29 protein-coding genes and 1 pseudogene are annotated in these 25,137 nt (G+C 37.2%); 15 read left to right on the top strand and 15 right to left on the bottom strand.

The genetic code is table 11. The annotated features are described in order from the left end of the window. Position 1: 1 nt before the first annotated feature. From walK to manA, 6 genes are all read left to right on the top strand, one after another. Positions 2–1,831 carry a cell wall metabolism sensor histidine kinase WalK gene (gene walK / locus DES48_RS07235; protein ID WP_113868080.1) on the top strand — a complete coding sequence of 610 codons (1,830 nt, stop codon included), beginning with the start codon at positions 2–4 and terminating at the stop codon, positions 1,829–1,831. Further along, positions 1,828–3,183 (top strand): YycH family regulatory protein, encoded by a 1,356-nt coding sequence (locus tag DES48_RS07230; protein ID WP_113868078.1) that lies wholly within the window; start codon positions 1,828–1,830, stop codon positions 3,181–3,183. Before walK ends, DES48_RS07230 begins: the two co-directional genes overlap by 4 nt. Then, entirely contained in the window at positions 3,164–4,117 is a 954-nt protein-coding gene (locus DES48_RS07225) for a two-component system regulatory protein YycI (RefSeq protein WP_170126181.1), read from the top strand. The genes DES48_RS07230 and DES48_RS07225 overlap by 20 nt, the downstream gene beginning before the upstream one ends. Continuing rightward, a complete protein-coding gene (locus DES48_RS07220) occupies positions 4,114–4,911 on the top strand; it encodes an MBL fold metallo-hydrolase (protein ID WP_079710127.1) in 798 nt (265 codons plus the stop codon). Before DES48_RS07225 ends, DES48_RS07220 begins: the two co-directional genes overlap by 4 nt. Before the next feature lie 60 nt (positions 4,912–4,971). After that, entirely contained in the window at positions 4,972–6,198 is a 1,227-nt protein-coding gene (locus tag DES48_RS07215; RefSeq protein WP_245911328.1) for a S1C family serine protease, read from the top strand. A gap of 416 nt (positions 6,199–6,614) precedes the next feature. Then, positions 6,615–7,574 carry a mannose-6-phosphate isomerase, class I gene (gene manA, locus DES48_RS07210; RefSeq protein WP_113868074.1) on the top strand — a complete coding sequence of 320 codons (960 nt, stop codon included), beginning with the start codon at positions 6,615–6,617 and terminating at the stop codon, positions 7,572–7,574. A gap of 66 nt (positions 7,575–7,640) precedes the next feature. Here the strand turns inward: manA and DES48_RS07205 are convergent, their stop codons facing one another. The 3 genes from DES48_RS07205 to DES48_RS07195 form a co-directional block, all read right to left on the bottom strand. Further along, positions 7,641–8,189: a GNAT family N-acetyltransferase gene (locus DES48_RS07205; RefSeq protein WP_113868072.1), complete on the bottom strand. Its 549-nt coding sequence runs from the start codon at positions 8,187–8,189 to the stop codon at positions 7,641–7,643. 330 nt (positions 8,190–8,519) lie between these two features. Then, positions 8,520–8,879 carry a Lin0512 family protein gene (locus DES48_RS07200; RefSeq protein WP_113868071.1) on the bottom strand — a complete coding sequence of 120 codons (360 nt, stop codon included), beginning with the start codon at positions 8,877–8,879 and terminating at the stop codon, positions 8,520–8,522. Positions 8,880–8,990: 111 nt separating this feature from the next. Next, positions 8,991–9,563 (bottom strand): GNAT family N-acetyltransferase, encoded by a 573-nt coding sequence (locus tag DES48_RS07195; RefSeq protein WP_113868069.1) that lies wholly within the window; start codon positions 9,561–9,563, stop codon positions 8,991–8,993. Between the two features lie 727 nt (positions 9,564–10,290). On the opposite strand from DES48_RS07195, the gene DES48_RS07190 reads away from it, so the two are divergent. Together DES48_RS07190 and DES48_RS16595 are read left to right on the top strand one after the other, a co-directional pair. After that, the gene (locus DES48_RS07190) at positions 10,291–10,794 is read left to right on the top strand and encodes a hypothetical protein (protein ID WP_079710134.1); all 504 of its coding nucleotides are present in this window, start codon (positions 10,291–10,293) and stop codon (positions 10,792–10,794) included. A 546-nt stretch (positions 10,795–11,340) separates the two neighbouring features. Then, the gene (locus DES48_RS16595; RefSeq protein ID WP_370622746.1) at positions 11,341–11,424 is read left to right on the top strand and encodes a putative holin-like toxin; all 84 of its coding nucleotides are present in this window, start codon (positions 11,341–11,343) and stop codon (positions 11,422–11,424) included. A gap of 217 nt (positions 11,425–11,641) precedes the next feature. Here DES48_RS16595 and DES48_RS16085 read toward each other — a convergent pair whose 3' ends face one another. The 10 genes and pseudogenes from DES48_RS16085 to DES48_RS07145 form a co-directional block, all read right to left on the bottom strand. Next, positions 11,642–11,944, bottom strand: coding sequence for a Fic family protein (locus DES48_RS16085; protein WP_281269229.1), 303 nt, complete (start codon positions 11,942–11,944; stop codon positions 11,642–11,644). 18 nt (positions 11,945–11,962) lie between these two features. Further along, positions 11,963–12,415 (bottom strand): Fic family protein, encoded by a 453-nt coding sequence (locus DES48_RS16080; RefSeq protein ID WP_211318474.1) that lies wholly within the window; start codon positions 12,413–12,415, stop codon positions 11,963–11,965. A 44-nt stretch (positions 12,416–12,459) separates the two neighbouring features. After that, positions 12,460–12,753, bottom strand: a complete 294-nt coding sequence (locus tag DES48_RS07180) for a hypothetical protein (protein WP_113868067.1) — start codon at positions 12,751–12,753, stop codon at positions 12,460–12,462. An 89-nt stretch (positions 12,754–12,842) separates the two neighbouring features. Further along, positions 12,843–13,235, bottom strand: a complete 393-nt coding sequence (locus DES48_RS07175) for a hypothetical protein (protein WP_113868064.1) — start codon at positions 13,233–13,235, stop codon at positions 12,843–12,845. Between the two features lie 34 nt (positions 13,236–13,269). Then, positions 13,270–13,441, bottom strand: a pseudogene (locus DES48_RS16160) (DJ-1/PfpI family protein); the annotation flags it as partial. A gap of 20 nt (positions 13,442–13,461) precedes the next feature. After that, on the bottom strand, positions 13,462–13,767 hold the full coding sequence (locus DES48_RS07165) for a TIGR04104 family putative zinc finger protein (protein ID WP_113868062.1): 306 nt from the start codon (positions 13,765–13,767) through the stop codon (positions 13,462–13,464). A gap of 70 nt (positions 13,768–13,837) precedes the next feature. Continuing rightward, a complete protein-coding gene (locus DES48_RS07160) occupies positions 13,838–14,287 on the bottom strand; it encodes a GNAT family N-acetyltransferase (RefSeq protein WP_113868060.1) in 450 nt (149 codons plus the stop codon). A 277-nt stretch (positions 14,288–14,564) separates the two neighbouring features. Next, positions 14,565–15,050 carry a hypothetical protein gene (locus DES48_RS07155; RefSeq protein WP_113868058.1) on the bottom strand — a complete coding sequence of 162 codons (486 nt, stop codon included), beginning with the start codon at positions 15,048–15,050 and terminating at the stop codon, positions 14,565–14,567. After that, the gene (locus tag DES48_RS07150) at positions 15,050–15,838 is read right to left on the bottom strand and encodes a DUF3100 domain-containing protein (RefSeq protein ID WP_113868056.1); all 789 of its coding nucleotides are present in this window, start codon (positions 15,836–15,838) and stop codon (positions 15,050–15,052) included. The genes DES48_RS07155 and DES48_RS07150 overlap by 1 nt, the downstream gene beginning before the upstream one ends. Before the next feature lie 24 nt (positions 15,839–15,862). Continuing rightward, a complete protein-coding gene (locus DES48_RS07145; protein ID WP_113868054.1) occupies positions 15,863–17,128 on the bottom strand; it encodes a M20/M25/M40 family metallo-hydrolase in 1,266 nt (421 codons plus the stop codon). 283 nt (positions 17,129–17,411) lie between these two features. On the opposite strand from DES48_RS07145, the gene DES48_RS07140 reads away from it, so the two are divergent. Then, positions 17,412–17,975 carry an LOG family protein gene (locus DES48_RS07140; RefSeq protein ID WP_079710151.1) on the top strand — a complete coding sequence of 188 codons (564 nt, stop codon included), beginning with the start codon at positions 17,412–17,414 and terminating at the stop codon, positions 17,973–17,975. Between the two features lie 474 nt (positions 17,976–18,449). On the opposite strand, the gene DES48_RS07135 is transcribed toward DES48_RS07140, so the two are convergent. Further along, positions 18,450–18,635: a hypothetical protein gene (locus tag DES48_RS07135; protein WP_147232390.1), complete on the bottom strand. Its 186-nt coding sequence runs from the start codon at positions 18,633–18,635 to the stop codon at positions 18,450–18,452. A 295-nt stretch (positions 18,636–18,930) separates the two neighbouring features. Here DES48_RS07135 and nagA point away from each other — a divergent pair, with 295 nt between their 5' ends. Genes nagA through murQ form a run of 4 tightly spaced genes read left to right on the top strand, consistent with a single transcriptional unit; the run spans position 18,931 to position 22,538 of the window. Next, on the top strand, positions 18,931–20,121 hold the full coding sequence (nagA, locus tag DES48_RS07130; protein ID WP_113868050.1) for an N-acetylglucosamine-6-phosphate deacetylase: 1,191 nt from the start codon (positions 18,931–18,933) through the stop codon (positions 20,119–20,121). Continuing rightward, positions 20,122–20,868, top strand: a complete 747-nt coding sequence (nagB, locus tag DES48_RS07125) for a glucosamine-6-phosphate deaminase (RefSeq protein ID WP_113868048.1) — start codon at positions 20,122–20,124, stop codon at positions 20,866–20,868. A 27-nt stretch (positions 20,869–20,895) separates the two neighbouring features. Continuing rightward, positions 20,896–21,618 carry a GntR family transcriptional regulator gene (locus DES48_RS07120; RefSeq protein WP_079710155.1) on the top strand — a complete coding sequence of 241 codons (723 nt, stop codon included), beginning with the start codon at positions 20,896–20,898 and terminating at the stop codon, positions 21,616–21,618. Positions 21,619–21,644: 26 nt separating this feature from the next. Next, positions 21,645–22,538, top strand: a complete 894-nt coding sequence (gene murQ, locus DES48_RS07115) for an N-acetylmuramic acid 6-phosphate etherase (RefSeq protein WP_113868046.1) — start codon at positions 21,645–21,647, stop codon at positions 22,536–22,538. 90 nt (positions 22,539–22,628) lie between these two features. Here murQ and DES48_RS07110 read toward each other — a convergent pair whose 3' ends face one another. Beyond that, positions 22,629–22,928: a DUF3784 domain-containing protein gene (locus tag DES48_RS07110; RefSeq protein WP_245911327.1), complete on the bottom strand. Its 300-nt coding sequence runs from the start codon at positions 22,926–22,928 to the stop codon at positions 22,629–22,631. A gap of 235 nt (positions 22,929–23,163) precedes the next feature. Here DES48_RS07110 and DES48_RS07105 point away from each other — a divergent pair, with 235 nt between their 5' ends. Next, the gene (locus DES48_RS07105; protein ID WP_113868042.1) at positions 23,164–23,838 is read left to right on the top strand and encodes a hypothetical protein; all 675 of its coding nucleotides are present in this window, start codon (positions 23,164–23,166) and stop codon (positions 23,836–23,838) included. After that, complete coding sequence (locus DES48_RS07100) at positions 23,838–25,055, top strand: efflux RND transporter periplasmic adaptor subunit (RefSeq protein ID WP_113868040.1); 1,218 nt, start codon at positions 23,838–23,840, stop codon at positions 25,053–25,055. The genes DES48_RS07105 and DES48_RS07100 overlap by 1 nt, the downstream gene beginning before the upstream one ends. Positions 25,056–25,137: the final 82 nt, after the last annotated feature.

Here is a 25,137-nt window from a genome sequence, read left to right as displayed (position 1 = left end):
CATGAAAAAGTTTAAGTTCACACAGTCGATTCAATTTAAATTGATTTTAATTATGATTCTATTATTGATGCTAGCCATTCAAATGATTGGTGGTTATTTTGCAGGTCGATTACAAGACGATTTGGAATCTAATTTTAGTTCCAGTGTCAATGAGCGATTGAAAGTTTTACGCTATAACTTAAAGGAAGCACTGATGGAAGAACGACCAGAAGATGAAGATGGTAACGAGCTTCGGCAGGAAGTACAAGACATTGTAAATATTTATGGAAGAAGTGACTCGTATTCAAAATTACAAGTAATTGATCGCCAGTATCGGATTATTGGTGCAGATACAGAAAGAGATAGAGGAAAAATCATTACCGAAGCAAGTAAATTTATTCGTAATGCTATTTTGTATGAGGAAGATACGGAAACGATACAAAGAGATAGTCGTACAGGTGAAAGACGCTTAATACGAGTGGTGCCGATTTCGAATAATGATGAGCGGTTAGGCGTGATTCGATTAGAAGCATCGATGGAAGAAGTGTATGATCAACTGAACCGAATTAGTAATATTTTCATTAATAGTACTTTAATCACGATTCTTGCTTCTGCTGTTATAGGTATTCTGGTGGCACGTTCGATCACTAAGCCAATTACCGAAATGCGAAGACAAGCCATGATTATGGCTCAAGGGGATTTTTCTCAAAAGGTAAATGTCTATGGCAATGACGAAATTGGTCAGCTAGCTACTACTTTTAACGACATGAGTGATAAAATCAGGCAAGCGAATCATACAACCGAAGAAGAACGACGAAAATTAAGTTCGGTTTTATCCAATATGTCAGATGGGGTGATCGCGACGAATGATCGAAGTGAAGTAACATTGATGAACGAACCAGCATCTTATTTGATTGGAAAATCATTTGAAGAAGTAAAAGGTCAATTGATCGTAGATGTTTTACAATTAGAGGAGAGAACGGTTGATTTATTAGAGTTTCAAGACGGTGGTTCGATTACCATTGATTTTAGTGATGAGGAACAATTTTTCTTAATTAAAGCTAATTTTTCTTTAGTACAAGATGAAAATGAACAGTTCTCTGGGTTAATCACCGTAATTAGTGACGTAACCGAACAAGAAAAAGTTGAAAAAGAACGTCGTGAATTTGTATCCAATGTGTCTCATGAGCTTCGAACACCACTCACCACCATGCGCAGTTATTTAGAAGCATTAACGGAAGGTGCTTGGGAAGATAAGGATATTGCGCCGCAATTTTTAGATGTGACCCAAAAAGAGACTGAACGAATGATTCGTCTAGTCAATGATTTGTTACAATTATCGAAAATGGATCATAAAGAACAATCCATGCAAAAAGAACGTGTCAATGCTATTCCGTTTTTCCATAATATTTTAGACCGATATGAAATAAATAAGGAAAATTCGATCATGATTGAGCGTTACATTCCAAAAGATAGCATTTTTGTTTGGATGGATAAGGATAAAATCATTCAAGTCATTGATAATATCATATCAAATGCGATTAAGTATTCACCAAATAATGGTGCTATCACATTTCGGATCTTAAAAGAAAAACAACGAATTAAAATAACGGTTACCGATCAAGGTCCTGGTATTGCTCGTGAAAAACTAGAAAAAGTATTTGATCGATTCTACCGAGCAGATAAAGCACGCTCCAGAGAACTTGGTGGTACCGGCTTAGGCTTAGCGATTGCTAAAGAAATCATTACAGCGCATCATGGCCAGATATGGGCAGATAGTGAAGAAGGAAAAGGGACAACCATTCTCTTTACCTTGCCATTGGTTAACCGAAAGCGGGGTGGTAATCGATGAGTTTTGAAAAATGGAAGACGCTGATACTATCCATTCTTGTTAGTTTAAGCTTATTATTGACGCTAGCGATTTGGAACTACCAACCAAACTTCGCACCTGCAAATAGTGATCAGGCAATCGAGGCACAGTTGAATGGACAAACCCAGACCAAAAAACAAACCATCTTTCCCACGCAGATCATCTATCACTTAAATAATGGTGATCCATTAGGTCTAGTCGATAAACAAGAGGAAAAATCGTTGTATGAACAGATGCAAAACTGGTCGATTTTTGATTTTACTACAACTGATATCGATTATGAGGAACATTTGGAAAATAATCAAAATAAATTAGAAGTTATTTTTCCAACCGAGTTACCCAACAATCTGCTTACAGACTTGTTTACGGTAGAAGATGAATTTATCCCTGAGGGGAACTTTAATCGGATGCTAATTAGTTTAGAAGAAAACAATAGTCAAGAAGAGAATATTCAGATATTATTTGCTAAGGGTCAAACAGGAACGGCAATTCAAGCTAATATCCAAAATTATGGTGAAGTCGTAACCTTTTTACAAAATTACGAGGAGCAACATGAGATGGTTAGCTATGAGATGATGAAGAATAGTGAAGATATGAACATGTATCTTCCGAGAGAAGTCAATCTATCTTCGTATTTGTACTCCTATCAGGAATTAGAAGTACAGCGTTTTATTGACTTTCTATTTAAAAATCCTTCTGCAGTTAAGCGATTTTACATTGATGATGGTTCATTGACCTATAGCGATGGTATTAGGGAATTGAAAACCACAGGAAACCGTGTCAATTTTGCCAATCCGGTTAATGCCTCCAGTGATGAAGGCAAAACATTGAATGATTACGATTTGTTAGATCAAGTGCACAATGATTTCATGAATTCGCACTTAGGTTTTACTGCAACCGACCCATTTCATTATGTTTTAACTGATTTATCGAATACACCAACGATGAACATGGTGCGGTACACGTTGAAATTTCAAGGTTATCCTGTTTATGAAAATCAAACACTTACAACAATATCAGTAGAGTGGCATAATCAAGCAGTGTATAAATACACACATCCACAAATTAAACTATCTGATAGTCGTGGTCCAAAACAATCTGCTACTGATTTGTTCAAAACTTCTACAGTAGTGTCTGCTTTAAAGAATGGTAGCAACTATGAAAATAATTTAATCTACGACGTAGCAATTGGATATAAAGTAGAAGAACAGAGCGGAGACCAGGTGTTTAAACTCACGCCGACATGGTATGTAAAAGGAAGCAATGGCTGGTCAGAGTTTCGTTTACCAGAAGAGATGGCAGGAGGAGATAATAATGCAATGGGGACAAATTAAATTATTATTTATTGTCTGCTTTCTTATCCTTGATATTTTTTTGGTGCAACAACTTTTTGCTAAACAAAATGAAAATCTTACGGAACAAGTAAATACATCAAAAGAAGAAGAATTGACTTCTAATGTACAGGGATTAGAAGAGAATGTAACAAACGAAACGGTAGAAGCTCCACTGATTAATGCAAAGAACAAGCTCTTTGTTGAAAATGAGATTGATAGTCTTGAAAAATTACCGAATCAACAAGGGATGATTGTCGATGATTATTTAGTCCTTGGCCGATTTGATAACCCGATAGCGATTAATATGGAAGATGCAGAATCTTACCAAGAAACATTAGGTAGTCTGGTTTTAAACAGTCAATCATACGTTTATTGGGGGGAAGATGCAGAGACGAATACATTGATCTTTTTTCAAACCATGGAAAATCCAATCTTCTATAATAAAAACGCCTTATTGCTTATCCAATTAAACAATAAAGGTGAAATGATCCAATATGCGCAGACAATGCTGCAACGAGAAGAAGATGAGCAAGAAGAACCTAAAACATTGAATACACAAATGAATGCCGTATCTTCTCTATATCACAAAGAAGATCTCATTCTACCTGGAGATGAAGTGACCAATGTGCAGTTAGGTTATTACAACCTAATTTCATTATCAAACGGCGAACAAATATTAAATCCAACGTGGAACGTAGAAGTAAATGATTCTACTGATTATTTTGTCAATGCAATAGAAGGCCATAACTATCCACAAAATGACGACTTTATAGCGACCACTTATCAAGCATTTTTGCAAGATCTACAAACGACTGAGAACAAGGTTGAATTTTTTCAAGCGGAAGAAAATGATGAGCAAACAACGTTATTTGAAACAATTAAACAGCGGTTGATAAACACCGTGGAGGCAACAATTGGAGTGGAGGAAAAATGACAGTGCGTTTTTCAGTATTAGCATCAGGTAGTACAGGCAATGCCTTTTATATAGGAACAGAAAAAGAGAATATTTTAGTAGACGCTGGTTTAAGCGGCAAACAAATTGATCGATTATTAACAGAAGCGCAAATTGATCCAAATAGTCTTTCAAGAATATTGGTTACACACGAACATAGTGATCACATTAAAGGATTAGGGATCGTTGCCAGGAAGTATAATTTACCAATATATGCGAATGAAAAGACATGGAAGGCAATGCAACACGCGCTTGGCAAACTAAGCCTTGATCAAAAATTTGTATTTAACATGGAAGAAACGAAAACATTTCACGATATAGATGTGACATCTTTTGGGGTATCCCATGACGCTGCCGAGCCAATGTTCTATACTTTTCAACATAATAATAAAAAGGTTGCTTTAGTCACCGATTTAGGTTATGTTTCGGAACGAATTAAGAAAACAGTAGAGAATGCAGATGCGCTAATTTTTGAGGCTAATCATGATGTGTCCATGTTGCAGATGGGGCGTTACCCATGGAATGTCAAACGTCGTATTCTTGGCGATACGGGCCACGTGTCCAATGATGATTGTGCCTTAGCCTTAACGGATATTATTGGAGACAAGACGAAACGGATTTATCTAGCCCATTTAAGCAAAGACAATAACATGAAAGCATTAGCGAGAATGTCGGTGGCCAATCATCTAAGTGAGCAAGGTTTTCCACTTGGTCAAGGCCTTGATTTATATGATACTGACCCAAATAACCCAACTTCAATGTATGAATTGGTTTAAAAAATAACTTATTGAGACACACTAACGTTAACGAAGTACATGTAGAGAGGAAGCGTTAGTGTGTCTTTTGATGTTCAGGACGAAAATAATCGCACCAAAACTACCGAACGTCATAAACGAGCTTGGCTTGTCCCAACGATGCTCGGTATTATGCTCGGTGCAGTTGTGGTTGCGGCTATTTTACCTAGTTTAATTCGTAATGGAATATTACCTTATCAGATTGTCTTACCAGAAGCTGCTTATCAAGGGAACAAGGCAGGCGATACGAATATGTCGTCTTTATTGCAGCCGATTAGTGTAGATATCTCTACCCAACTTACTGATATTATTGATGATGTCGCACCTGCAGTGGTAGGTGTAGAAAATGTACCAGCTACGTCGATCTTTTCAGATGAAACGCCGAATCAATCAGCAACAGGCTCAGGCGTTATCTATAAAGTGAATAATGAGAAAGCATATATTGTAACCAATCATCATGTCGTAGATGGGGCTGCAGATATTGAAGTTATCTTAGCTGATGATCGCAGACTTACAGCAACGTTATTGGGAAGTGATCTGTTTATGGACTTAGCTGTGTTAGAGGTGGAGGCATCCAACATTGACCATGTTATGACCTTAGGTGATTCTGAACAGGTTAAAGTTGGTGAACCGGCGATAGCCATTGGTAATCCCCTAGGCTTAGACTTGTCCGGTTCTGTTACACAAGGGATTATTAGTGGGAAACAACGCGCGATTCCGCAAGACTTTAATCAAGACGGCAGAGCTGATTGGCAAGCAGAAGTCATTCAGACAGATGCAGCCATTAATCCTGGCAACAGTGGTGGGGCATTAGTTAATATGCAAGGTCAATTAATTGGTATTAATTCAATGAAAATAGCTCAATCTGCGGTAGAGGGGATTGGCTTTGCCATACCAATTGATGTAGCGATGCCAGTTGTGGATCAATTAGAGAAGCATGGCAGTGTGTCACGTGCCTTTTTAGGGGTGGAAGCTTATTCGCTTGAAGATGTAGCACAAGCAGAGTGGGAACGCAGTCTACACTTGCCCCAAGAAGTAACTGGTGGTATTTATCTACAAAGCGTTGAACCAATGTCACCAGCTTCGAGTGCTGGTTTGGAAGTATATGATGTTATTACAGCGTTAGATGGTAAGCCAATTATGAATATTATTGATTTGCGCAAGCACTTGTATCAGCAAAAACAACCAGGAGATAAAATGGTATTAACACTTTATCGTGACGGGAAAAAGCAAGAAGTAACAGTAGAATTAAGTGAACAGCAACCATAAAAAACGAGTGGATTATCCCGCTCGTTTTTCACTATATTTTTTGTGATGAGAAAACATAAACTTATCAACATGTGCATAGATTTGAAATAACGGATAAAAACAGTTGTATATAGTGAATCAGTGGATAAGTAGGTTTAGTTATACACAGCCTGTGTATAAACTTGAGGATAACTCTCTATATTTAGTAGGGAACAACTGGTCGGATACAAAATAGCAAAAACAAGAATGTAAGTTCGTATGTTATTCGTGGAAAACTTGTGTATAACCTGTTAAAACATGTGAATAAGGTAGGTTTTTATTAAAATGTGCATAACTATGTGGATATCTGATTGTTGTTGAATAGTATCAAATCTTCGTATATTTTCTATTCAATGCTATGATAAGATAGAGGAAAAAGGATAGAGGAGTTTATTAACATGTACCAACAACCAATTTTTTTGCAACCAGTTTTCCAAGAACGAATTTGGGGTGGACAAAAACTTCAAACAGAATTTCATTATGACATACCATATCAACATACTGGTGAGGCATGGGTGATTTCCGCTCACCCAAATGGTCCTAGTGTCATCAAAAATGGTCCGTTAGCTGGTAAAACATTAAAAGATGCTTGGGAAGCATATGGAGAATTGTTTCATAAAGCTGTTGATAATGACGAAGCTTATCCATTATTGGTAAAAATATTAGACGCGGCGAATGACCTTTCTGTTCAAGTGCATCCAGATGATACCTATGCACGTGAGGCGGAAAATCAGCCGTATGGGAAGACCGAATGCTGGTATGTGCTATCAGCGGATGAAGGTGCAGAAATTATCTTTGGTCATCATGCAAAAACGAAAGAAGAGTTACAAACTATGGTTGCGGATGGAAAATGGGATACATTGTTACGCCGGGTCCCTGTAAAAGCTGGTGACTTTGTTTATGTGCCTAGTGGTACCATCCATGCAATTGGTAAAGGAATTGTTATTTTAGAAACACAACAGAGTTCCGATATTACGTATCGAGTGTATGATTATGACCGTACCGATGCAGCAGGCAATAAGCGCGAACTACATTTGGCTGCTGCGGTGGAAGTAACAACTGTGCCGCATCAAACACCAAACTATAATCAAGTCGAAACAAAAGAAGACGGACTTACTGCCAGACAATTAGTATCAGAAAAATATTTTACCGTGTATCACTGGCAACTAGATGGAGAGACAGAACAAGTACGCCAAGCAGATTTTCTTCAAATCAGTGTAATTACAGGAGAAGCGACAGTAACCATTGACGGACAAACATTTGCTGTAGTAAAAGGCGATCACTTTATTATTCCTGCCACCGTTGATCGTTTTGGTTTCACTGGTACAGCTGAGTGCATCGTTTCTTATCCATCCTAACTTTTTATATCAAGAAGTAAATTATGCCTATCCAAGCAAAAAATAAGTGGATAGGCATAATTAGTGTTAATTATAAACTTGTATTAACGTATTATATTCCTGCTCCAACATACTCATTTCATACAAACTCCAATATTCATTGTCCACAAGACAGGTATCACGTAAGACACCTTCTACTTTTAAGCCGACATTTTTGTAACAGGAAATGGCGGCTTGATTAAAGTCAAATACACCTAAGCTAATTCGGTGTAAGTGTAATGTCTCGAACCCAATCTGTAATAAAGCCTGAATTATCTGACGGCCAAATCCTTTTCCGCGCATCGAGGATTCCCCGATTAATATTTTACTAATTCGAGCGCTTTTGTGCTGATAATCAATTTTGTTTAAAGCGCAAAACCCGATTACTTGATTTGAAGCTTCATCAATCACTTTATAAATTAACTTGGTAGCATTTGCTTTATTACTCTCTTGCATATACCTCTCAATTTGTGCTTTTGTCAATGGATATGTAAATTCTTTACCAGACCACTGCATCAAAAAAGCAGCAGATGTATCAGCATTCCAAGCTACCAATTGTTCGATATCTGCTTCGGTAAAATAAGTTAAGCGAATCATGTAGTAGTTATCTCCCTTTATATAAAAAAATGAATCGAGGCTGGGGCAAAACAAAATTAGAAGAAGCCGAACAATGTGAAAGAAGCATAGCCAACATACATAGACTCCTGCGGGAAAAGCAAACGTGTTCGATGGGGCGAGTAATCGCACTCCCATGAGTCGAAGATCTACTGTGTGAAGTGGGTAGAAGTTATACTAAAACCGTCACGTCCTGTGTGCCCGAGGAAAGCGAAGTATTTGCCAAAGCGTTATATTTTCACACGTTAATGTTCGGATTTTTCCTGTTCATTTACTCTTTTGTCCTAGCCTCGATTCGCGAAATAGGTTAAATTAATAACCGACTTCAACAGCTGCATTGACAATATACATGAGATCACTCGTATCAGCTTGTTCTTCTAAAAGAATGCCACTGGATGTTGCCATGCCACCATCAACCACTTCAACGGTAACGGTTCCATAAGGAATCTCTTTTTTTATTGCTGCGTGATCAAGGAGATCTTTATCCGCAGGTACTGCCAATTTCACATTTACTTTCATGTTGTCTAATGACTTTTCAGGTAGATATTCTTTTAAGCCAGGCATTGAGTTATAATGAATTGCATTTTCAACTGCGCGAACAGCTGCTTTTGTTACATTTTGTCCATGCGTGTCAATGCCAACTCCTGTTTCTACAAAAATGATGCGATTCATCATCATTCCTCCTATAAATGTTTATTTTTTGTGATTACTACTCCTATTATACATGTGTTCCTTAAATGGAACGATTAAACGTATAACTAAAAAAATTAGAGAATAATTGTCTTATTTCCCGGGAAATGAAGTTTGATTGTGGTCCCATTCCCGTCGTAAAATCCCCATTTTTATCGCATCATAATAAGTTTTATTCACTTCACGTGCATCTCTAATTCGAGCTTCTTCGATCATGCCAACTTTCTCAGCTACGCGTATCATTCGATTATTTCCCGACCAAGTGGAAATACCCAAACGGTGAATATTGCTTGATTCAAATAGAAAATCGATCCATAATTGAAACGCTTCTGAACCATATCCGCCATGCCAATATGTTGAATCATAAATGACAATGCCAGTTTCTAACCAATTTGTATGTTTATCTACCCAATAAAAAGCTACCGTTCCAATCACAACGCCATCAACATCAATGACTAATGCATCGGGTAGATGGAGAAAAGGATCAATAGAACTCGCCCACATTTCATGATACGCTTCTTTTGTTAAAAAGGTTTCTGGAATGTATGGACCATTCCATTGTTTGGAAAGCTGTTCCTTCTCTTCGAATTTCCAATAATATAATGTATCAATATCTGCTAGTGTTGCTTCTCTAAGAATTACTTTTTTTCCCTTACAGGTAATCATTGCTTTCCTCCTCGTATAATATGTTTAAGAGCTCTTCTTAGAGAAATTTCCAGTTGGATTCGCATCCTCCTTGAATGCTCTCTTCACATTTCGTGAAATGCATAGATAAATTTATGATAATGAGAAAGTCATTGCTTCCTTATTCACACCCATTTTTGTTTTTGCTTCACCCGTGGGTGGGGAAGCGTGACACTATATTGCTAAGAATGAATACCTTTTGTAGAGTTTTGATTACTAGATCCCACCTTAGGAGGTGATGGCTATGTCTCAATTGCTTGTCGGTTTAGACGTGACTATGAAGTCTCATCATGTCCATCATGAGAGAAGATGGTACTTCGCTTGTTTCACTCATGTTTAGTCTCTATTGAATACATTGCTTTCTTTGTATTATAGCATTCAGGTTACTGGTGTAAAAGCAACCTAACGCAAGCAAGAGTCTACTCATTTTGTTCAATTACATTTTCTGAAAGTCCTTTCTATTTCTGCATAGAATAATTAATCATCGAAACAAGGGTGTTTTTGAGAAAAGCTACTTTATAACACTTGATTTTGCAATTATTTTACATTTCCACCATTTACAAATTTAGTTCTCTGTTGTAAAATATAACCAAGAGCTCTTGAAGTACGAAACTTATATATATATAAGAATTTGTTCAATATCAATTGATATTTACAACTACAGACTAGACTTCTTAGTTAAAATATTTAACCTAGGAGGAAAGTGAAAATGTTTAAAAAATCAATTGTAACGCTCATTTCCACAGCTATAGTGGCAGTTTTCTTAGTCTCAAATGTCTCTGCGTCTGAGGTGGGAGTAGATTCTTCGAAAATTTCACCTAAACAAGAAGTGAACGCAACAAGTAACCTTGCAGTAGAGGGAAGATCATTTACGCCAACATCTGGACCAATAACTATTCTAGATCGTCGACTCTTCACCTTGTCGCACACTGGTTATGATGCTTTCTCAAGATCTTTTACACTTCAACCTGAAGACGGTGAAGATTTAAATATTTGGGTTAAAAATAATCATAGGTCCAAGACTGTGTATTTCCGCGTAGAACGAACTGATAATGGACAAGACTTTGGAGATAGAAAATTGGGTCCTGGAGATCAACTCACTCGTACATTTGATATGAAGAATGGTAATGGATTGCAAGGAACATGGCGTGTATACGTATATACAAAAGATGGACACAATATGGATATTGATGTATCTGCTCGGCAGTACTAGTCTGACGGATTGTTGATTTAATCACACCACTGTTATTTATTCAACCACAAAAGCCATCACTTTCATAGGAAGTGATGGCTTTTGCTTTAAAATGTCCTATAGGATCTGCTATCTCAAATAGAAATTATCCATTTTTGACAAAGGAAGAAATAGTGTTGTTTTTCTGTGAAATTATTTTGTTTTTTCTAGTTTTATAAAATGGACTGTATTTCGCTTATTTCCTTACCAGTCCAATAACCTAATTTTTCTATGAATTTATCTTTAGTTGTTATTTTTTAATTTCCGTACTTTTCGCAATTAACGATAATAAGAAGTATTTTTCGTTCGATATCAGCAAGCACATTACTATCCTCCGATGTTATACAGTACTTCTTCACTATACTAATTATTCCAATATGAGACTATTCAGTAAACTACACTTTATAATCTAAAATTCTAGTTTATTGCAATTGATTAATTTTATATTCTACCTTAAACTATTGGTATCAATAGTTTACTAACTTAATGGCGGAAGCACACACCCCATAATGGAAGGGGGTGGTGCTAATGACAGTCTTCGAAACATTAACCTTAATGATTTCTTTCGCAACTTTGATTGTTGTAGTACTGTCTTTTCATCAAAAAAAATAATCCGCCATTGAGTTGACTGCTCGGCGGATTACGTCTGCGCTTCCCCTTTAAGGGAGTATTTTATTGATAGCTTACTGTCAGTGTTACCAGCACTGGCAGTATTTTTAGTATCACCTTTCGGTAACTTAGTTATACTTGTAGTACCGTATTTATATTTAGTTTAGCTTATTAATTAGCTAAATGCAACGATTTTGTTATTCATGTCAACATCTTTGATCTAAAGATCCAACTTATTAACACTTCTCTCTCGTTGTAACAATTGATTATATCTGGTTAGTTCTTGTTCTTCGTAATTAGCTAAAAAATTAGCAAACGGATCATAATTTCCTGAAACTTCAGCTATATCTAATACCCGATAGTATTCGGATCTGTGTTCTTTCTCGATAATGATTGGTAAGTAACCCGACTTGAATAGTTCCAAATTCATTAACAACCGAGCAGTACGTCCGTTTCCGTCAATAAAAGGGTGAATGTTTACAAATTTGCTATGAAGAACAGCTGCCTTCTCCACTGGATGCATCGTATTTTCTTGTTGATATCACTCCATTAGTCGACTCATTTCCTGTGGAACACTCAAGAAAGGAGGTGGCGTATGGCTGGCGCCACTAATTATAGCGTTATCATTACGATAAACACCCGCATTACTATTATCAATTCCGTACAATATAATTCCATGAAGGTATTTTATTGAGCGTTCCGTTATAGGCTCTTTCTTTTTAACGATTTCTTCGCTTAACAATATAGCTTGTTTATGATTGATAGCTTCTAAATGCTCTTGCATTGATTTACCTGAAATCGTTACACCCTCTTCAAGAATCGCTTTTGTTTCATATACTGTTAATGTATTTCCCTCAATTGCATTGGAGTGATAAGTATTTTTTATTAAATAATCTTCTTGCAAGCTTTTGACTAGTTGTTTAGATAACGGTCTTCTTTTATTATTATTTTTCTTTAGCTCTGTTAATTTTCCGAAATCAATCTGAGCGCTCATTAGAAATCATCTACCTCTAAAATATTTCTATATAACGGCCATTTTTAAGTTCCCCTAGCTATCGTATACGTGTCGGCGTATTGAACAAGCGTTATTGGTCGCTCTCCTTCTTCAATCGATGCTTCATTCACATCTAATATGACAAAAGCATTAAAGGGAATTTTGCGTTCAATTACTACATCTTCTATTTTTCTTATCAACTTCGCGCTTTCCGACTGTATATCTTCTTGGTAAGAAAGAAGTAATTTTTCTTCTTGTTCTTCTGTCCAACCTTTGATATAACCAAAGCAATAAGCACTTGTGTCCACGCTAAAGTTTTTAAGTGTAATATAAGCCATGATCTCTGCTTGTACTTCTTTAGTATTTTGATCTATTGATTTATATTTTCCTGTGTCACTATGAAAAATAGAATGAGCGTATTCGTGAATTAAAGTCTTGAATTGATTCGTAAGATCAGGGTGTGAATTAGCATTTTGTGTTCCAACGACGAATAGTAACCATTACTTGGGTCTTTGTAATCCTGGTTTACCACTACAGGAAGTTCGTTAGTTATTTTATTAACCATGGGCATATAGAGTTTTTCAGCAAATTCACTTTCTTTTACGTTTTTAGTAACAATCGGATTTAAAGGTAAAGGAACACCGTTTGGGTCATTTACATTAAATACGTTAGTCATTCGGTAACCTTTGACTACATTTCGCTCTACTTCTTTTTTTGTTTTCTCACCAATCTCTTTTTCCTTTTTCTTGATTGGAGCAAATATCTTAATCTCCTCTGCTCCCTTGTTTACTGGTCTACCAAATTTGTTCCACGTTTTCATACCAGAAACAAGTCCTGCTGTTAGCACTAGCGAAAGAGAAGTCGGGTTGAACTTGTAAACCATTTCTAGCTTGGATTAGTTGCCCCTGTTGAGATACAGTATGCACACGAAAGTTTTTTTTGCTTTGTCACCGGATATTCTGTCAAAGAAAGCACTTCAAACGAGCCAGCAAAATCAAGCACTTCTACTTCATCGAACAATAAAATACCAACTTCCTATGTACGCATTACTTAACCAATTCATTTTCACTTGATAATTTTAAAATTCTTGGAAACAGTAATATTGCACTTATAAAGAAGATAATTAATAAAACCAAGTTTAGGAATGAAGGAACATCAACTAGTAAATTAATTACGAACAAAATAGGGAAAAACAAGTACAATAGATAAGTATTACGTCGAGACTTTTTGGTTTGGTACTGTTTTTCTCCGCAATACGGACAAGTAACACCGTCATATGTATTCATTGTAAATGATGTTTTCAATGTTTGCATCCATTTCCAGCGAGTGCCACAGTGTTGACAGTGAGGCATAAGAAACCCTCCTTTTTATCATTTTTATAGTGAAGCGATTGATTGTATCGCTTCTTTCGGGGCAAAAGAGTCAATTGTTATTTAGTACTTTTTTGAATACATAACTTACACGGTCATATGCCATTTTTTGCTCATAAAACCGATGTGCATCTGTCCGCTGTAGACCAGATGACAATGCAACTGCTTCATACCCATGCGCTAGCGCCCAGTTTTCTACATAGCGAAGCAATGTTTCACCTAGACCGTGTGAACGCATGGAGGCTGTCGTAACCAGATCATTGACCCAAACAAACCGACCATAGTATAAGGTGATCATCGGTTTGAAACCAACGGCAGCAACAATTTTGTTTTGATAATATAGTGCAGCTAAGTGGTACTGATCTTTTCCTTGTGCCTCTTTTACTAATGCTACGTAAGTTTCTTCATCTAGATGGCCACGAAGCTCACTCATAACAGTAAATGCGTCACGAATCGCTCGTTCCGATGTTAGTAATGAGATGCTTATTTTTGTTTGATCCATAGATTCACTCCTCGTAGATTGCGTTACGTTATTACTTCTAATGGTATCATATATTGGTTGGTTGTTATGTGGTAAATTAGTAGTTTTTTCATGGGAATTTACGTTATTAGCAGGTGTGTAAGTTATTATCGGCGCTCAAGGCTCGATCATCGGCGTTCGAGGTCGGATCATCAGCGTTCACGGCCATACGCTATATACCAGTTGCCCACCACAAAACAAAAAAATCACACAAAACGATTTTTGTTTTGTGTGATATTCGCTACTATTTCGTATACAATTATTTTCCTGCTATCATCAAACCAAATTGCGCTAATAAGGCACTTGCCGCATACGTACCGATAAATACAAACACAGCGACAATCGCGATCTTCCATGATGTTTTACGTAAATCGACAAGGCGATCAGCAACCGAGATGCCCGCAAATGTTAGAATCGGTGTGGTGATGGATAGAAAGTCAACAGCGCTAATAGCCGTAATAAAGAAATCAAATACCAAACACATAATTAATGATGTAATGGATACCCATCCAAGAATTGGGAAGTTTTTTAATACACGAATGTTTGTTTTCTCTAGTAATTTAGAAATACCGATTCCAATCATAGAGAATAACCAAAGACTAGCCAATCCAGCAATTGTCATGGCATTGACCGGCGTACTATCTGGGTTCTTTAGTAATTTAAATTCTTGCGTGAATAGAATTAAGGCAACACTAAGCAATAGAACTAATGCGTATTTGACATACTGGTTTAATCCTTTCTCCATTATCGATCACCTCTCACTATCACTTTGTACATGAACTGTTGCAGTGGTGCTGCTAGGAAGATCATTGTAAAGGTTCCTAAGAAGCTAGTTAATAACTGACTTGCTGCTGCATAAGAAAGAATTGTATTCTCCATTTCTGGCAATCTCGCAACTAAAGTAGAAGATGCACCGGTCATCATACTACTTGATCCTACACCAGCTGCCATCGCTAATGCTTCTGGGCGGAAACCAAGGTCAAGCAAGATTGGAGCGAAAATACTAAAGAATAGCGCGCCGAATAACGTACCTATAATATATAAAGACAAGACACCGCGCCCCTCTTTTGATTCAAGGGTATATTTCTCCGAGATATACGCTAACTCCCCTTCGCGACCAATACCGAGTGTCGCCCCAATTGCTTCACGACGAAGGCCAAGCCAAAGTGCAATCGGCAGCCCAATTAAAACGGTACCTAAGTTACCAAGTTCTTGAATAACAAATACCCAGCCAACATGTAGAATTTCCTTAAGTTCTGGTGCCACATCCGCACCGTAACGCGCCATTAATGGAAGCATAATGAAGATAAGATACTTACTTGCAAATCCCACATTCTCTTTACTATAGATTTTTTTCATAAAACCAAAACGTAAGAACTTCATCCCTAAAACCATAGTAATCAGAATGGCAAAAACTAGCGGTAGTAAACTAATTGTAATCGATCCAATGGAAATCGTTTGAAAACCAATCCATTCCGCCGCAGAAATGACAAGCAAAGCGAACACTAATAAATAGACAAAATTTCGTTTCATTGTCGCATCCCCCTAGACATATTTTTATTTTGTTTCTGTGATGGAAGCAATCAACTGTAAGTAGTCTTGATAGCTTCGTCGGTAGATTTTTTCTTGATCAAGATTTCCACTCATTTCGTTCAAAACATCTACTAAAAATGCTGGAAACACACAATAAATATATTCTGGATCAACATCGATAAAATCATCACCGTGAATCGTGCCGGTGAACCCACTATAACCAATTTGAATACATGGCATCATATAAGACAAGTCACCAATGTCACCTGCAGCACTGATTGGATTGTTGTTCATCATCGCGTCGATCGAGTCATTTTTGTCAAAAGCACGAGCAACAAAGGTCGAAAGATAACGGTCTTGCTTAAATGGGAGATACCCCATTTGTGTATCAATCGCAACCTCTCCCATTAATGCATGCGCAGAACCTTTAGCTGCTGCATCCAGACGATCTCCTACTTCTTTCATATAATCCACTGATTGGGTACGAAGGTCAGAGCCAACGGTAATATGGTTCGGAATCACATTGGTCGACATATCAGCATTCATCACAATTGGATTAATTCGCACTTGGTGTTTTTCATCTAATTGCTGACGCGATAAACCGATCGCAGTATTAAATAAGGTAGAAATGTTATAGGCGTTAACAGACGAAAATGGATCCAAGCCGGCATGTGTTGCTTTGCCTTTGAAATGATATTTTTTATATAAAAATCCTGCGAGATCACTGTTAATTTCGATGGTTCGTTGATCGAATTCTCCACCAATTGCATGGACACAAATACCAAGGTCAATATCATCAAAAACGCCTAACCGCATCGCTTCTGGTTTTCCACCATAATGGGTAATCGATCCTTGCTTGCGTAATTTCTCTCGGTAAGGAAGATCTAAATATTCTTCAGCTGGAACAAAAATAAATGTTAGTTGAAAATCGAATGCTTCGTATGCTTTCGTTTCAAATAATTGTTGATATAAGGCAAGCGCAATCGCTACCTGTGTATAGTGACCGCAATTATGTGCTGCTCCATTTTCGGAATCGGCACGAAAATGTGAGGGTGCATAAACCGCATCTAGCTCTGCAATAAATGCGATATGTAAGTCTTTTTTCTCCGATCCTAATGTTGTGCGAAAGCCTGTGGTACTAAAATCAGTCCATTCAATATTCGGATTTACTTGTTGTAAATAATCAAGCACACGTGCTTTTGTTTTTTTTTCTTTATAGCCTAGCTCTGGGTTAGCATAAATCTGGTCTGCTAGCTGTTTAATGGCATCATACTGTTTTGAAAAATCCATAAGCCCCTCCTTATAGTTTGTTTCGAATCATGTAATCAATAGTAATAGTTATATCACTTTACGACAAAAAACGTCAATAATTTTTCGAACTTTTTTTAAAAAAATAGTTTTAATGTTCGTGTTTTATAGAAAAAACGCTTGCTTTTATGATTATAGTTGGAATTAAAGGTGCTGATTAGTAATGTTGAAGAAAAAAATAAGGTTATAACATATCGCAAGAAGCTCATGCATTTTGCTATAATATGAAAAGATAATAATTAACAGATAAGAAAGGGCGATAGATATGAAACGGGTAGCTGTGTATTGTGGTTCCAGTAAGGGAAAAGATCCAGTTTATATGACAGAAGCACGGCGATTAGGTAACTTGTTAGCTGAAGCGGGAATAGAACTTGTATACGGCGGATCTTCAGTTGGTTGTATGGGTGCAGTGGCAGACGGTATGTTAGAAGCAGGTGGTAAGGTGATCGGTGTCATTCCAGAAAAATTAAATGATGTAGAAATTGCCCATGAAAAACTGACGGAGCTTCATGTCGTCAAAACAATGCACGAACGAAAAGCGATGATGGCAGAATTAGCAGATGGATTTATTGCTTTTCCTGGTGGCACAGGCACATTAGAAGAATGGTTTGAAGTGTTTACATGGGCACAGATTGGTTACCATCAAAAGCCATGTGCATTGCTCAATATCAATAACTACTATGCGCCAATCATGACATTGTTTGATCATATGATTGAACAAGGCTTTGTGAAACAAGGTTATAAGGACTTAATTGTAATGGAAAATGAAGCAGAAGTATTGATTGAAAAACTGATGAATTATGAAGGCGTGTATATTTCGAAGTGGTAAAACGGTAGCGACGTGCCAGCAATATTACTGAGAAATAGATCTTCTTGGGAACTTATTTAATTCTCAAGTATAAACCATGCTAGTTCATACAAAGGTAAAAATAAGGCTATTAAGACCGTTATTTTTACCTTTTGTTTTGTATTTTTTGTGTTTTGAAAAGAAAAAATAAGAAGCTACTACTGCGACTAAAAGTAATGAGAAAATGGCAGATTTGAGGAAGCATTCCATAGAGATGTCTGTTTCGTTAGGTATGTATTTCAAGAAGTTAGTTTATTCCTCATGTATAGCTAGGCACGGATGTTCACCAAAATTATTCATGTTGCGCCTTCACTTGTTTGATCCATGCGACAAAACTTGTTACAAATAAAAGAGACATAAATATACCAAACACGTATTGCTGGACATAAAAGTTAAGAATCGCTACAACGAAACATAAAAGTAGAGAAAGCAATAGATGAAATTTACACATTACGATCACTCCGCATTCTTTCTATGATCAATGCCCCGAAAAGCAATCCTAAAATAAATTACTAGAATAAGAAGGACAGCTAATGCAATAATATTGATTATTGTTGCAGTCGATTCACTATGTATGAATAAATCACCAATAAATGGCACGGCAATTAATAGTAATAAGAAAAGATACAATTTTTTATTCATAAAGTACCCTCCATATGCTAATTTTACAATTAATAACATATTAACACACATTTTCCACAAAATGAACCTCCATTTATTCTAGAAGATAGCGTTAGTGTATCTTCCAATTGGAAAGTATATAAATAAGAATTAAAAAATGTTGTTTAGTCGTCTATACCAGTAAGTGAATAGTTAACCGTTATTTAAATAATGAATAGCTTAAATAAAGGATTTTACATTTCATCTGGTATAGACAACTATATTTTAAAATGTTATATTAATACTAGGCAAAACAAAAAGAGAGTGTGGTGGAAAAATGCAACAACTCATCTTAAAAAATGCAATCATTTATTCTGATACAGAAGTGATTAAAAATGGTTATATAAAAGTAAAAGAGACGCAAATTAGTAAAGTTGGTACCGTGGATGAACTTGATGAAGTAGTGGAACCTAACATTAAAGTAATCGACTTATCCGATGCGCATAAAGTTATTCCAGGTATGATCGATATCCATATACATGGCGTGAATGGTGCTGATACCATGGATGCAACGAACGATGCACTAGAAACGATGGCTACGGCTTTACCAAAAGAAGGTACTACGAGCTTTCTTGCTACGACGATGACGCAAAGTACGACAGCAATTGAAGCTGCACTAGCAAATGTGGCGGAATATCATACACACGGACCACGTGATAGACAAGCAGAAATTATCGGGATTCATTTGGAAGGCCCGTTTGTTAATCCAAAAAGAGCTGGTGCACAGCCAGTTCAACATATGTTAGAGCCAAATGTAGAGCTCATGCAGCATTGGCAACGTATCGCCAAGAATATGATTCGGTTAGTAACATTAGCGCCGGAACAAAAAGGAGCAGAAGTGTTAATCCAATACCTGAAGCAACAAGGCATTATTGCGTCAATGGGGCATACGGATGCGACTTTTGAGCAAGCGGAAGCTGCGATTGCTACTGGTGTATCCCATGTTACGCACTTGTATAACCAGATGCGTGGGTTTCATCACCGTGAACCAGGTGTAGTTGGAGCAGCTTTAGTAAAGGACGAATTAATGGTGGAGTTGATTGCTGATGGGATTCATTCGACTAAAGAAGCAGTCCAACTAGCCCTTCGTCAAAAAACGGCAGAACGCTTAGTGTTAATTACCGATGCAATTCGAGCAAAATGTTTAAAAAATGGCGCCTATGACTTAGGTGGTCAGCAAGTGACAGTAAATGATCGGAAAGCAACTTTAGCAGACGGTACGCTTGCAGGTAGTACGTTAAAAATGAATAATGCTTTTCAAAATATACTAGCATTTACCAATTGTTCAATAGAAGAAGCGGTTAAAATGACAGCCAGCAATCCCGCACAAGAATTAGGTTTATTTAATCGAAAAGGAAGTCTAACAACCGGTAAAGATGCTGATATGGTGGTATTGAATGATGCAAATGAAGTTGTAATGACGATATGTAGAGGCGAGATTGCTTATGAGAAAGGACGGAATGGCTAAATGAAACTAATCCAAGTAGAAGATTATCAAGATATGGGGAAAAAAGCAGCAGAAATCATCCTAGATCGGGTACGTAACACAGAAAATATCGTGCTTGGTTTAGCGACAGGCGGAACTCCTATTTCCACTTACGAAAATATCGTACAAGACCATCAAACAAACGGTACATCTTATCAGCATGTAACCTCCTTTAATTTGGATGAGTATATTGGGGTAAGGCCAGATCACCCAAATAGTTATCATACTTTTATGTACAAGCATTTGTTTCATCATATAAACATTCCGCAAGAAAAAATATTTTTACCAAATGGAATGGCAGAGCAACAGCAAGAGTGTCGCGATTACGAACAAAGGATTCGCGAACATGGTGGTATTGATTTGCAAGTGCTTGGGATTGGTGAAAATGGTCACATTGGTTTTAATGAGCCTGGAACAGCTTTTGACTCCACGACACATGTGGTAGATTTAGCAGAATCAACTCGACAAGCAAATGCCAGATTTTTTGAATCAATGGAGGATGTGCCAAAACAAGCCATTACGATGGGGATTGGTTCTATTCTACGCAGTAAAGAAATTTTACTATTAATAGCTGGTGAAGCAAAAAGTAAAGCATTAGCACAGCTTTTAGACAAACAAGTGGATGAGCAATTTCCAGCTTCTGCTCTTCACCATCATGCAAATGTGACGGTTATTGCAGATAAAGCGGCATTGCAACACACAAATGTCAACACACCATTAACGTTTTAATGTCGCAAAGAGGGGGAGTTAGTAGGTATGATTGATAAACAGTCACCCATTCCGATTTATCACCAATTAGAAGAGAAGATCAAACAATTGATCGAAACAGGCGAATTGAATCCAGGCGACATACTGCCATCTGAAAGGGAGTATGCCGAACAATTTCAAATTAGTCGCATGACCGTACGCCAAGCGATAAATAATTTGGTGAATGAGCGCTTCCTATATCGCATCAAGGGGAAAGGCACATTTGTCATGGAACATAAAATGGAACAACCGCTACGTGAATTAACTAGTTTCACAGAAGATATGAAAGCAAGAGGATTACAGCCGAGTAATAGATTAATTCATTTTGAAATTTTGCCTGCTTCTGCCGAACTCGCCGAGAAACTTGGGATTAAGGAGCATGGGCCAGTCTACGAAATCAAGCGAATTCGTTTAGCAGAAGACATTCCGATGGCTTTAGAGCGAACATATATCTCAGCCAATCTTGTCCCGGGGTTAACCGAGGATATTGTAAAAGATTCTTTATATGCCTATGTTGAACGTGTACTTCAACTAAAAATTAAAGGTGGCACGCAAATGATCGAGGCGTCTATTTCCAATGAAGAAGAGAGAGGCTATTTAGAAATAGAAGAAGCCGATCCGATTTTGTTAATGCAACGGATCTCGCTATTGGAAGATGGCAGACCATTTGAAGTGGTAAAGTCGTCCTATCGTGCCGATCGATATAAATTTATCATCGATCTCCAACGGTAATGCTAGAGACTCAATGGGGTGTTTACATGCAAAAAAACGTAACAGAAGCAACGAATCAAAATAGTTTAACACTTGATGAAATGTCATCACTAGAAATTGTACAAACCATGAATCAAGAAGATCATGCAATTGATCCTGGTGTGAAACAAGCGTTACCAGCCATAGCGGCTGCAATTGATTTGATCGTTAAAAAGTGGCATCATGGTGCGCGTGTGTTTGTAATAGGTGCAGGTACAAGTGGGCGGCTAGGGGTGTTAGATGCAGCGGAATTGGGACCGACTTTTTCTGTGAAGGAAGATCGCTGGATTGGGTTAATTGCTGGTGGTAAAGAAGCGATGTGGAAACCACTAGAGCAACATGAAGATAGCGGAATAGATGTGGTGACGGAGTTGAAGTCTTATGAATTAAACCAAGCCGATGTGCTTATTGGCTTGAGTGCTAGCGGATCTACTCCCTATGTCTTATCAGCGCTCCAATTCGGGAGAAAAATAGGCGCAGTAACCATTTCCATTAGCTGCAACCCTGAAACCGATGCCTCAGCCGTTAGTGATATCCCAATCGAAGTAGTGGTTGGTGCTGAAGTTATCCGTGGTTCGACAAGACTAAAAGCAGGTACGGCGCAAAAAATGGTGCTCAATATGCTTTCTACTGGCACCATGGTGCGGTTAGGTAAAGTATTTCAGAATCAAATGGTCGATGTTCAACCGATCAATCAAAAACTAGTGCAACGAGCGGTAGACACATTAATGGATCTGACAGCAATGACAGAACCAGAAGCCCGAAAGCTATATCAGCAGTGTGGGCAAGAGTTGAAAGTCGCCATTTTAGTAGCAATGACAGATACGGATATCGAAAAAGCACAGGCATATCTGAAGCAATCGGATGGACACTTGAAGCAAGCAATGAACCGATTGATGTGATGGGGGTCATCGTGACTAACATAAATAATATAACGTTTAAATGAATCTCAAAGGTTGATTATCTTTGAGATTTTTTAATGTGAGGTGACACTATTTATCTACCATCGTTGCATGCACATAGATTGCTAACAATACATAGCCTAATGCAACGATTGACAGTGCAAGTCCGATACCGGCTTCTTCGGAACTATCTGAAAATAGAAAAGATAAAATAACCAATACAATACCTACAAGAAGATTATATACACCAACAATCCTAGCTAGCTTCTCGTTATCACGCACGCGTCGTTGATTAAATCCACTTAACAACCACGTTAGTTTCTCAATACCTACTAAATAGGCTAAAAGAATAAGAACGAAACCAATAAACATTAGACCGATATGAACCAAGAGTGTCCCTCCTTTTATATCCATCATAACCTAATAGGTAGCAAAGCATCAAAGTTAACTAGTGATTACTCACTAACATTATTTTTTTGCAACCTCTACTCAAAAAATTTATTCGCTTATTGTTTCAGGGCATTACCAGGATAATTTTATCAATTTTTTGTTTTTTATAGATATTAATGGAATTATAAGGTAAAATAGTAACTATTGTTAGAATAATAGAAATGAGCGATAATACATGATTTATACCAACAACATTATTCGAATGTTTACACATATGGAAGAACAATTAGATCAACTGAAGCAAGCAGAAACCGTCAAAGGAATGTGGAAACGAAATGTTATTTTAATCCTTGCGACCATGATTATTTACGCTGGTATGGCTTATCTTGGATTAGGAACAAATTTAATTTCAGAGCATCTAACAGAAACATCAACATCCGAATTAGAAGTGCAAAAATTGTGGTTTTTGCTAGGTCGCAGCCTTTATGGATGCCTTTTTGCAATACTTGTGTTGTTTACTCCAAGTTTATTCTACTTTCTATTAACCGATACGATATACAGAAAATTAGTAGTTATGCAACAGGTAGTTCTTATCGTTATTTTACTAGAACGTGTAATATGGATAATTCAATCACTATTATGTGGTCTCGATTGGTATGTGTCCCTTATGTCGTTCGGTATTATTGCGTCGTATATATTCGAGAAAAACTGGCTTATCTATTTTTTTGGTGCAATCTCAATCTTTCAACTATGGACTATTTGGTTTCAGACAAAATACTTAATTCGCACAACAAACATAAAAAAATATGTTGTTTGGATGCTGGTGTTGACGTTACATCTAGTAGGATGGGCATTAGCAGCTGCTGTAGCATCGATTGATACAATCTTAATAGGCGGGTGGTTTAACTAATGCGAAAAAGAATGCTTATTGTCGCTATTGTATTGTTTGTTGGTATTAATATTGTGCTAGTTTTCATGGATGACAAAAATACAATTAATCGAATTGCTTTTGTTACAAATTGGACAACAGCAACCGAGGCTGACATGTCAGAAAAATTACATAAACCAGGTGTAATAACTTCCAAAGAGGAAAATTATGTATATTTTGATCAACAATTAGGATCGTTTCAAACATACCTTGTCGAAGAAGGACAAGAAGTAACCGCAGGAGACCCTATTTTTACTTATCACTTAAATGGTCAAGCAAATGCACAGACTACACTGGAGAATGAGATTGATCGATTGATGGCAGAAGTTAACGGGATTGAAGAAGCTATTGCTAATATGAAACGTTATCGAGTAGAAAATCCAGAAACAACTATTTCCACATTCAAGGTGGCAGACGAGACGCATGAGATTGAAATTCCGGGTAATCCTGGCGAAGCAGCGTTATTTAAGGAACAGTACGTCATAGAAAAAGAAAAAGAACTTACACAAACAAACGCACAAATAACGAGTCTAGAAAACCAATTAGCAGATTTAGAAAATAGACAAACGTCCATTACCGTTACAAGTCCTTATGATGGTAGAGTAAAAGCACGTGCCGCATCGTTAGATAATCCAGTCATGACGATAGAGAGTACCGATTTGCAAGTAACAGGTGAGCTAACAGAAGAAGAAACTACATATGTTAAGCGAGGAATGAAAGTAGAGGTAGCTTTAGACAAAACAGATGCCGTTTTAACCGGTGACGTTAATCAAATTAGTAAAACTCCAAATGAAGTGGAATTAGAGAAAGAAAGTTTCTACCCTTTTACGGCATCTATTGCAGAAGGGGAAGACTTACTACCAGGTTATCACTCTGAAATTGCCATTACATTAAAAGAAGCACTTGGTGCAACAGTTTTGCCAAAAGCGGATATTTTCGAAGAATCTGTCTGGAAGTTGCAAGGTGATGGAACAATGAATTATTTGCCTATTAAGCAGGGCCTCGAGATGGATGGAAAAATAGAGCTCACAAGTGGATTAGCGTCCGGAGAATTTGTAGCTGAAAAACCACTTGTTAGCTACCGGGATGATGCTTCATTTTTGACTAGTTTTCAACCAGAGGAATTAACATGGAATAAACTTGCTAGTAATCAATCGGAATGGAAGAAATATTTAACGATGGGGATTTTGTCTAGGTAAATAGCGTCTTAAAATATCAATCTAGGCACAAGGTATTGTTTTAAAAATCAGAATAATAGTAAAATAGTGAGTTTTCTATCAA

It is taken from the genome of Paraliobacillus ryukyuensis, assembly GCF_003315295.1.
Lineage (GTDB): Bacteria > Bacillota > Bacilli > Bacillales > Amphibacillaceae > Paraliobacillus > Paraliobacillus ryukyuensis.
Note: the sequence above shows the minus strand (reverse complement) of the source record. Positions and strands in the feature narration are given on the sequence as shown.

What these genes read in the sequence shown, in the direction of transcription:
- DES48_RS07175 (WP_113868064.1), bottom strand. Translation starts at nt 13,235, where the DNA reads ATGAAAACGTGGAACAAATTTGGTAGACCAGTAAACAAGGGAGCAGAG.
- DES48_RS07100 (WP_113868040.1), top strand. Translation starts at nt 23,838, where the DNA reads ATGCGAAAAAGAATGCTTATTGTCGCTATTGTATTGTTTGTTGGTATT.
- DES48_RS07200 (WP_113868071.1), bottom strand. Translation starts at nt 8,879, where the DNA reads ATGAATCGCATCATTTTTGTAGAAACAGGAGTTGGCATTGACACGCAT.
- DES48_RS07180 (WP_113868067.1), bottom strand. Translation starts at nt 12,753, where the DNA reads ATGGCTTATATTACACTTAAAAACTTTAGCGTGGACACAAGTGCTTAT.
- DES48_RS07165 (WP_113868062.1), bottom strand. Translation starts at nt 13,767, where the DNA reads ATGCCTCACTGTCAACACTGTGGCACTCGCTGGAAATGGATGCAAACA.
- DES48_RS07220 (WP_079710127.1), top strand. Translation starts at nt 4,114, where the DNA reads ATGACAGTGCGTTTTTCAGTATTAGCATCAGGTAGTACAGGCAATGCC.
- DES48_RS07145 (WP_113868054.1), bottom strand. Translation starts at nt 17,128, where the DNA reads ATGGATTTTTCAAAACAGTATGATGCCATTAAACAGCTAGCAGACCAG.
- DES48_RS16080 (WP_211318474.1), bottom strand. Translation starts at nt 12,415, where the DNA reads ATGAGCGCTCAGATTGATTTCGGAAAATTAACAGAGCTAAAGAAAAAT.
- DES48_RS07160 (WP_113868060.1), bottom strand. Translation starts at nt 14,287, where the DNA reads ATGGATCAAACAAAAATAAGCATCTCATTACTAACATCGGAACGAGCG.
- murQ (WP_113868046.1), top strand. Translation starts at nt 21,645, where the DNA reads ATGCAAAAAAACGTAACAGAAGCAACGAATCAAAATAGTTTAACACTT.
- DES48_RS07190 (WP_079710134.1), top strand. Translation starts at nt 10,291, where the DNA reads ATGTTTAAAAAATCAATTGTAACGCTCATTTCCACAGCTATAGTGGCA.
- DES48_RS07155 (WP_113868058.1), bottom strand. Translation starts at nt 15,050, where the DNA reads ATGGAGAAAGGATTAAACCAGTATGTCAAATACGCATTAGTTCTATTG.
- walK (WP_113868080.1), top strand. Translation starts at nt 2, where the DNA reads ATGAAAAAGTTTAAGTTCACACAGTCGATTCAATTTAAATTGATTTTA.
- DES48_RS07195 (WP_113868069.1), bottom strand. Translation starts at nt 9,563, where the DNA reads ATGATTACCTGTAAGGGAAAAAAAGTAATTCTTAGAGAAGCAACACTA.
- DES48_RS16085 (WP_281269229.1), bottom strand. Translation starts at nt 11,944, where the DNA reads ATGCATCCAGTGGAGAAGGCAGCTGTTCTTCATAGCAAATTTGTAAAC.
- DES48_RS07105 (WP_113868042.1), top strand. Translation starts at nt 23,164, where the DNA reads ATGATTTATACCAACAACATTATTCGAATGTTTACACATATGGAAGAA.
- DES48_RS07140 (WP_079710151.1), top strand. Translation starts at nt 17,412, where the DNA reads ATGAAACGGGTAGCTGTGTATTGTGGTTCCAGTAAGGGAAAAGATCCA.
- DES48_RS07135 (WP_147232390.1), bottom strand. Translation starts at nt 18,635, where the DNA reads ATGAATAAAAAATTGTATCTTTTCTTATTACTATTAATTGCCGTGCCA.
- nagA (WP_113868050.1), top strand. Translation starts at nt 18,931, where the DNA reads ATGCAACAACTCATCTTAAAAAATGCAATCATTTATTCTGATACAGAA.
- DES48_RS07230 (WP_113868078.1), top strand. Translation starts at nt 1,828, where the DNA reads ATGAGTTTTGAAAAATGGAAGACGCTGATACTATCCATTCTTGTTAGT.
- DES48_RS07205 (WP_113868072.1), bottom strand. Translation starts at nt 8,189, where the DNA reads ATGATTCGCTTAACTTATTTTACCGAAGCAGATATCGAACAATTGGTA.
- DES48_RS07120 (WP_079710155.1), top strand. Translation starts at nt 20,896, where the DNA reads ATGATTGATAAACAGTCACCCATTCCGATTTATCACCAATTAGAAGAG.
- DES48_RS07150 (WP_113868056.1), bottom strand. Translation starts at nt 15,838, where the DNA reads ATGAAACGAAATTTTGTCTATTTATTAGTGTTCGCTTTGCTTGTCATT.
- DES48_RS07225 (WP_170126181.1), top strand. Translation starts at nt 3,164, where the DNA reads ATGCAATGGGGACAAATTAAATTATTATTTATTGTCTGCTTTCTTATC.
- nagB (WP_113868048.1), top strand. Translation starts at nt 20,122, where the DNA reads ATGAAACTAATCCAAGTAGAAGATTATCAAGATATGGGGAAAAAAGCA.
- DES48_RS16595 (WP_370622746.1), top strand. Translation starts at nt 11,341, where the DNA reads ATGACAGTCTTCGAAACATTAACCTTAATGATTTCTTTCGCAACTTTG.
- manA (WP_113868074.1), top strand. Translation starts at nt 6,615, where the DNA reads ATGTACCAACAACCAATTTTTTTGCAACCAGTTTTCCAAGAACGAATT.